The organism is Pelomicrobium sp., assembly GCF_036803785.1.
Classification (GTDB): domain Bacteria; phylum Pseudomonadota; class Gammaproteobacteria; order Burkholderiales; family UBA6910; genus Pelomicrobium.
Genome location: NZ_DAIRTR010000151.1, coordinates 1 through 6563 on the forward strand (window position 1 = coordinate 1; position 6563 = coordinate 6563).

General features: G+C 68.2%; 6 protein-coding genes and 1 pseudogene. 5 read left to right on the top strand and 2 right to left on the bottom strand.

Features of this window, described 5'->3' with window-relative positions; all coding sequences use genetic code 11:
* Both V7Q81_RS13755 and V7Q81_RS13760 read left to right on the top strand, forming a co-directional pair.
* A partial coding sequence (locus V7Q81_RS13755; RefSeq protein WP_333844327.1) for an LLM class flavin-dependent oxidoreductase occupies window positions 1–559 on the top strand: 559 nt, incomplete at its 5' end.
* Window positions 556–1473, top strand: coding sequence for an NAD-dependent epimerase/dehydratase family protein (locus V7Q81_RS13760; RefSeq protein WP_333844330.1), 918 nt, complete (start codon window positions 556–558; stop codon window positions 1471–1473). The genes V7Q81_RS13755 and V7Q81_RS13760, both read left to right, overlap by 4 nt.
* On the opposite strand, the gene V7Q81_RS13765 is transcribed toward V7Q81_RS13760, so the two are convergent.
* On the bottom strand, window positions 1448–2320 hold the full coding sequence (locus V7Q81_RS13765; protein ID WP_333844332.1) for a diiron oxygenase: 873 nt from the start codon (window positions 2318–2320) through the stop codon (window positions 1448–1450). The two genes, V7Q81_RS13760 and V7Q81_RS13765, sit on opposite strands and share 26 nt — an antisense overlap.
* A 43-nt stretch (window positions 2321–2363) precedes the next feature.
* Window positions 2364–2813 carry a hypothetical protein gene (locus tag V7Q81_RS13770; RefSeq protein ID WP_333844335.1) on the bottom strand — a complete coding sequence of 150 codons (450 nt, stop codon included), beginning with the start codon at window positions 2811–2813 and terminating at the stop codon, window positions 2364–2366.
* A gap of 485 nt (window positions 2814–3298) precedes the next feature.
* On the opposite strand from V7Q81_RS13770, the gene V7Q81_RS13775 reads away from it, so the two are divergent.
* From V7Q81_RS13775 to V7Q81_RS13785, 3 genes and pseudogenes are all read left to right on the top strand, one after another.
* Window positions 3299–4798 carry a sigma-54-dependent transcriptional regulator gene (locus tag V7Q81_RS13775; RefSeq protein ID WP_333844337.1) on the top strand — a complete coding sequence of 500 codons (1500 nt, stop codon included), beginning with the start codon at window positions 3299–3301 and terminating at the stop codon, window positions 4796–4798.
* 31 nt (window positions 4799–4829) lie between these two features.
* Complete coding sequence (locus V7Q81_RS13780) at window positions 4830–6245, top strand: AAA family ATPase (RefSeq protein WP_333844340.1); 1416 nt, start codon at window positions 4830–4832, stop codon at window positions 6243–6245.
* 116 nt (window positions 6246–6361) lie between these two features.
* Window positions 6362–6563, top strand: a pseudogene (locus V7Q81_RS13785) (hypothetical protein); the annotation flags it as partial.

The window sequence follows — 6563 nt, forward strand, 5'->3', positions numbered from 1 at the left end:
CCAGAGGCCCCACCCGCCCTTGTGGACGGCCGCCGTAAGCCCAGACACCTTCGAATGGGCGGCGCAGCGGGGGCTTGGCGTGCTCGCCGGCCCGTTCAAGCCCTGGTTCATGGTGCGCCACGACCTGGAACGCTATCGTCGGGCCTGGACGAGTCCCGCCCCGCCCCGGGCGGCCATGACCGTGGGAGTGCTGTGCCTGGAGGACGGCGCGCGGGCCCGGCGGCTGGCGGCCGAAGCCTTCACCTGGTTCTATCGGGCCCTGTACCAGACCACCCTGCCGGTGCTGGAAAGCTTGTATCCGGGGTATGAACACTTCCGCGAGCTGGGCCGTTTCCGGGCCCTTGCCCGCCTGGGCATTCACCTCCCGTTTCTGCAACGGTTCGGCATGGTGGTAGTGGGCGACCCGGACGAGTGCGCGCAGCAGCTGGAATGCTACGAGGCGGCGGGCGTCACCCATCTGCTGCTCGCCGTGGGCGCGGGGGCGTTGCCTACCGAAGTGGTGCAGGAATCCCTCGCCTGTCTCGCCACCCACGTGCTTCCCCGCTTCTCCCGACCATGAAGGTGGTGGTGACGGGCGCTGCGGGGCGCCTCGCCCAGGCGGTGCTGCCCGCCCTGTGCCAGCACCCCGGGGTGGAGGAAGTGCGGGGCATCGACCTGCGTCCCCCCGCTTATGCCCATCCCAAGTTTCGGGGCCTGCAGGCAGCGCTCGGGGGGCCCGGACTAGACCGATGGCTGGCCGGGGCGGATGCCCTGGTCCATCTCGCCTTCGTGGTCCTGCGGGGCCGCACGGCCTTAGCCACCATGCGCGCCGTGAACGTGGAAGGCAGCCTCACCCTGTTTGCCCGGGCCAAGCGCCTCGGAGTCAGGCGGCGGATTTTTCTCTCCAGCGCGGCGGTGTACGGCGGCGGCGAAGCCCTCGACGAGACGGCGCCCTTCGCACCCCTTCCCGGCTTCGCCTATGCTTGGCACAAAGCCGCGGTGGAGCAGGCGTTGCAGGCGTGCGATCCGCAGGCGTTGCGGCTACGCCCCCACGCCATCGTGGGCCCCCGCTGCCAGCCCCTCCTCAAAGCCCTCCTGGCCCAACCCTTCTACGTACGCCTTCCCGATCCCCAGCCCCAGCTCCAGTGCGTGCACGAAGAAGACGTGGCGCAGGCGGTGATCGCGGCCCTCACGGGCGACGCCCGTGGGCCGTTCAACCTGGCCGCAGAAGGGAGTTTTTCCTTTCGCGAGGCCGTGCGCGAGCGCCACCGTCGGGCCGTCCCGTTGAGCCTCGCCGCCGCCCGGCGCCTGGTGGGCTTGGGCTGGCGCCTGACCGGGCTTTTCGGCGAGCCGGGCTGGGTGGAGGGACTCGCCCGCTCCTTGACCCTGGACTGCACCCGGGCACACACGGAGCTGGGCTGGCGGCCCCGCTACGACTGCTGGGCAGCCCTAGAGGCCACCGTTCCCCTCAGGGGAGGGAAAGGGACACCTTGAAGCCGTAGCCCTGGAGCAGCCGCACCGTGGGTCCCAGCAAGCGGCGGACGAACGCCTGCCGATGGGGGTTTGAGCGGGCGAGGGCCTGCCAGTGGCGGCCGGGTGTCAAGCCCGCCGCTTCGTAGAGAACGGCTTGGGGATAGAACATGGCCTGCGCCATGAGGGTCAGGAGCCGCCCCAAGATCCAACCCCGCCATCGGCGGCTCGCCGGCGTGAGCCCAGTCAGGGCCGCCTCGATCGTGCGGCGGGCGAAGGCCAAATGGCGGGCCTCGTCCAGCATGTGCATGAGGCAGATGTCCCGCACCGCCGGATTCACCGCCTCCTCCCGCTGCTGGCGCAGGTAGCGATTCAGCTTGTCCGGCACGTCCTCGCCGATGAGCACTGCCAGCCAGAACAAGGGCCCGTCCACTGGCAGCCACTGGCCGAGCCATTCGGCGCTGCGCGGCAGCGGCCGGTACCCGTCCGGTAGGGCGAGCCCGGTTCTGTCCATGAGGGTGAGGAACATGAGACTGTGGCCCGCTTCCTCCTGGAGCTCCCGTAGGAGATAGATATGGCTCGCCAGCGGGAGCGGCCGCCGCAGCCGCCGGGCGAGTCGAGCCATGAACAAGCCCTCGAACCAGAGCCCGGCGCGGATGATGCCCAGGAACTCGTACTGGGAGAGCCGGCGCTGAGTCGCCTCGTCCAGGGAATCGAACGCCGCCAGGCCGCAGAGGGACAGGGCCTCCCGAGGGAGCCAGAAGTCCTTCAGGGAAAGGGCGTCCCACCGCACGCGGACCACCGGGTCCCGGTAGGGCTCGGCGGCGGCGCTCAGATGGCGCACCAGGGAAAGGTCGGGCACCCGGTTCATGGCGGGAGGCGGACAGAAGCGACGGTTACGCTGCAGGCGCCGATCATAGCACTGCCGGGCCCCTTGGGGAGAACGCTTCGCGTAGGCGGGCGAGTTGGCGGCCGGCAGGCGTATCAGCCTTGCCCGCCGCCACCACCGCCTCCAGGAAGCCCTCCAAGAATTCAGGCAGCGCCTGCACGATGAGCCGCTTGCGCAGGCGCCCCGCGCCGGCCAGGGTCCACTCGGCGCGCCAACCGGAAGGTGCTCGGGCGCAACAGACCCGCACCCCCCAGGCGGGCGGCCCCGCCGTCCAGGCGTGCGCCGCCACCACCAGTCGGTGCACTTCCCGCGCCTCCACCCCGACGGCGGGCCCCACGTATTCCACCTGCAACTCCTGGCACAGGGGTTCCAGCAAGGCGTCGAGCCGGACCAGGGCCTCCTCCAAGGCGGCATCGACCCGCACGCGGGGGCTTCGTGCCTCCGAGGCCAGGTGGACCAGAAAATCGTGGGTCATGGGTACAACAGCTCGATCCGGACGCGTCTCATCGTGGGCCTGGCAGAGGAGGGCCGCCCCGAAGGCGCCCGGGGTGCAGGAGCAATCGAGCGTCTCGACTGGGATGCGGTGAATAGAGCGGGTCCCTCACAGCGTCCATTTTCCGGGACGTCCTAGACAAAATCCAGGTTAGGATAGCCTGTCTAAGGTCGACCGAGGGAGGGGGCGGGCGATAGTGTGCAAGAGCTGTTCCCGACGAGCTGCGCCCGCATCGCGGCCCGGCGCTTCCGTGACATGGGCGTGCGCCGCTGCACCCCCGGCCGCACGGGGGGATGCTGGCATTCTGTCTGCAGGGCGAAAAGCTTCCCAACCCTTCCCCGCTCCTGGCCCGTGGGAGACCCCGCCTGCGCGAAGGAGGCCCGGGTCGTCGGGAACCGCGGGCCGGAGGGGATCGGGGGCTGATTGGCTGTACCCGTAGGACGGACCGTACCCGTATACTTATGCCCATGAGCCCCTCGCACCGCCGCCCACCGGCCGCCGGCGTCATCGGCATCCCCGGCCAGCCCGACGGGAAACCCGTCCTGCTGGTGGTGGACGATGACAACCTCATCACCGATACCCTGGCCTTCGTCCTAGGGCGGGACTTCGAGGTCCACGTCGCCGAGACCCGGCCCCATGCCATCAGCCTGGTGCGGCAATTGGACCCGCCGCCCGACCTCGCCCTGGTGGACCTCGGGCTGCCTCCCATCCCCCATCAGCCGGATGAGGGCTTCCGCCTGATCTCCGAGCTCCTTGCCCATTCCGAGCAGATGAAGATCCTGGTGCTCTCGGGGCAAAACGACGAGGCCAATGCCCGCCATGCCCGCGCCCTCGGTGCGGTGGATTTCATCGCCAAGCCGTGCGAGCCCGAGGACATCAAAGCCCACCTGATGGCGGCGCTTTCCGCCCGCGCCCGGGAGCTCAAGGAAGACAAGGAAGCCCTGCCCGGGGAATACGGCATCATCGGCTCAAGCGAGCCGATCCAGAAAATGCGGGAGCAGATCCGTCAATACGCGCGCGCCCCGTTTCCGGTGCTGATCGAAGGGGAATCGGGCAGCGGCAAGGAAATGGTGGCGGCAGCCTTGCACAAGCTCTCCGCCAACCCGAGCGCGCCCTACCTGGCCCTCAATTGCGCCGCCATTTCCCCCAACCTGGTGGAGCCCACGCTGTTCGGCTACGCCAAGGGCTCGTTCACCGGCGCGACTGGCGCCAAGTCGGGCTATTTCGAGGATGCGAGCGGCGGCACGCTGTTTCTGGACGAGATCGGCGAGCTGCCGTTGGACCTGCAGCCTAAGCTGCTGCGGGTGCTGGAAAACGGCGAATTCCAGCGGGTAGGGGAAACCCAGACACGCAAGAGCAACGCCCGGGTAATCGCCGCCACCAACCGGGACCTGCGCCAGGAAGTGCGGGCGGGCCGTTTCCGCGCCGACCTCTACCACCGGCTTTCGGTCTTCACCATCCAGGTGCCGCCCTTGCGGGAGCTCGACGGTGACAAGCTGCTGCTGCTGGAGCATTTCCGCCGCTTCTACGCCGACCAGGGAGATGCCCAGCCCTTCGAACTTTCCCCCGATGCCCTCGAGCTGTGGAAACGCTATCCCTTTCCCGGCAACGTGCGGGAGCTGCGCAACATCGTCATTCGCCTGGTCACCAAGTACGCCGGACGCCGGGTGGACGCGCGCCAGCTAGAAGCGGAGCTGGACGTGACTCTGCCGGCCGCCTCTCCCGATGAGGCCATGCTTCAGCGCGACCCGCAGGCCTTGCTGGCCCTCGCCACCCGCCAGCTCCAACGGGAGCGGGAATTCAGCCTGGACCAGACCCTGAAGCTCTGGGAGCAAAGCTACATCCGGGCCGCCCTGCAGCTCACCCACGGCAACGTGAGCCAGGCGGCGAAGCTCCTGGGCATCAACCGCACCACCCTCTATAGCCGCATGGAGGTGCGGGGCGAACCGGGCGACAAGAACACTTGAGCCACGCCATCGCGCACTCCGATCGCTTCGCGTGTATTTAGACCACTACGGGCTCAGCGAGCCGCCCTTCAGCATTACACCCCTTACCGATTTCTTCTACACCGGCGCCCGCCGCGGCTCGACGCTGGAGGCGCTCATTTACGCCCTCACCCATGTGGAGGGCATCGTCAAAGTGGTGGGCGAAGTGGGCAGCGGCAAGACCATGCTATGCCGGGTGCTCATGGAGCGGCTGCCCCCGGCGGTGGAGACGGTCTATCTATGCCATCCCGCCCTGGGGCCGGATGAGCTGCTCTACGCCGTGGCCGACGAGCTGGGCCTTAATCTGGCGGGCGAGCGCCAGACCCAAGCCCTCAAGGCCCTCTCCCAGGCCCTAATCGACAAGCACGTTGCGGGCAAATACGTGGTCGTGCTGGTGGACGAAGCCCACGCCATGTCCATAGAGACGCTCGAGGCGTTGCGGCTGCTCTCGAACCTGGAGACGGGTCGCCACAAGCTGCTGCGCATCGTGCTATTCGGCCAGCCTGAGCTGGACACCCTTCTCAGCCGGCCGCAGATGCGCCAGCTGCGGGACCGCATCACCCACAGCTTCCAGATGTTGCCCCTGGAGGGATCCGCCGTGGGCGAATACCTCACCTTCCGGCTGCGGGCGGCCGGCTACCGGGGCCCGGACCTATTCAGTCCGGCGGCCGTGCGGGCGATCGCCCGCGCCTCCCGAGGCCTCACCCGGCGCATCAACATCCTTGCCGACAAGGCGCTGCTCGCCGCCTTCGTGGAAGGCTCCCACCGGATCGAACCCCGCCACGTGAAGTTGGCCATCCGCGATTCGGCGCTGGTGCCTCGGCGTCGCCCATTCGCGCTCGCTTTGACCCTCTGCCTCTTGGCGGCTGGCCTTGCAGCAGGCGCCGGTTGGTTCTACCGGATCTTGCCCCTGCCCGAGGCCGATCCCGCGGGCACAGTCCAGGCAACGATGACAGTTCTGCTTTCGAAAGAATCCTCCGCACCTCAGGGGCAAGCGGCTTTCGCGTCGACGCAACCGCCCCCCGAAGGAGGGGCCGAGGAGGCCTCCCGAGAGCCGCCCGCGTCCGCAAGCGCCTTTCCGGAATCGGCCCTCGACGCGTCCCCCCTGCTGGGCCAGCGGGTGGCGGCGGCGAAGAAGCTTCTGGAGACCCGTCCAGGGGACAGCTACAGCGTGCAGCTTTTCCTGACCAACGACATCCGCCCGGCGCGCATGGAACGGTTCTTGCAAAGGGCCCGGGAACGCATCGAGTTGGAGAAGATTTACGTGTACCCCACTCGCACCGGCGGCCAGCCCAACTTCGCCGTCCTGTACGGCAGCTTCGACACCCGGGAGGAAGGCCTGGCAGCCCTGGAGCGGCTACCGTCCGGCTATCGGAGCGAGTTCGCTCCCATCGTGCGCCGGCTGGACGAAATCAAGGCGATGCGGTGAAGAATCCAGGATGGCGACATGACAAACTACTCACATAACGCTCAATATTGGTTTGAATAAAAAAGATTTCATGCTAGGCTGAGACTGCGTTCATGCCTTTTAGGGAGAAAGGGGGAGTGAGGCGAACCGGGCAACGTTCCTCCGGGCCCATGCCCATGGCGGGTTGCTTCCCGGCAGCGAGGCTTGTTGCCGCGAGCCTTTTCGTGGCCGTGGCGGGCTGTGGCACCCAGCCCAGCAAACCCTCGCCCGCGGCCCACGTCACCACCGCCACCGTACCGCCCAGGACCGGCACCCCGCCGCCACTGGTCACCCAGGCGC

Coding starts and splice junctions, on each gene's coding strand:
- V7Q81_RS13765 (WP_333844332.1), bottom strand. CDS start 2,320: ATGAACCGGGTGCCCGACCTTTCCCTGGTGCGCCATCTGAGCGCCGCC.
- V7Q81_RS13775 (WP_333844337.1), top strand. CDS start 3,299: ATGAGCCCCTCGCACCGCCGCCCACCGGCCGCCGGCGTCATCGGCATC.
- V7Q81_RS13770 (WP_333844335.1), bottom strand. CDS start 2,813: ATGACCCACGATTTTCTGGTCCACCTGGCCTCGGAGGCACGAAGCCCC.
- V7Q81_RS13760 (WP_333844330.1), top strand. CDS start 556: ATGAAGGTGGTGGTGACGGGCGCTGCGGGGCGCCTCGCCCAGGCGGTG.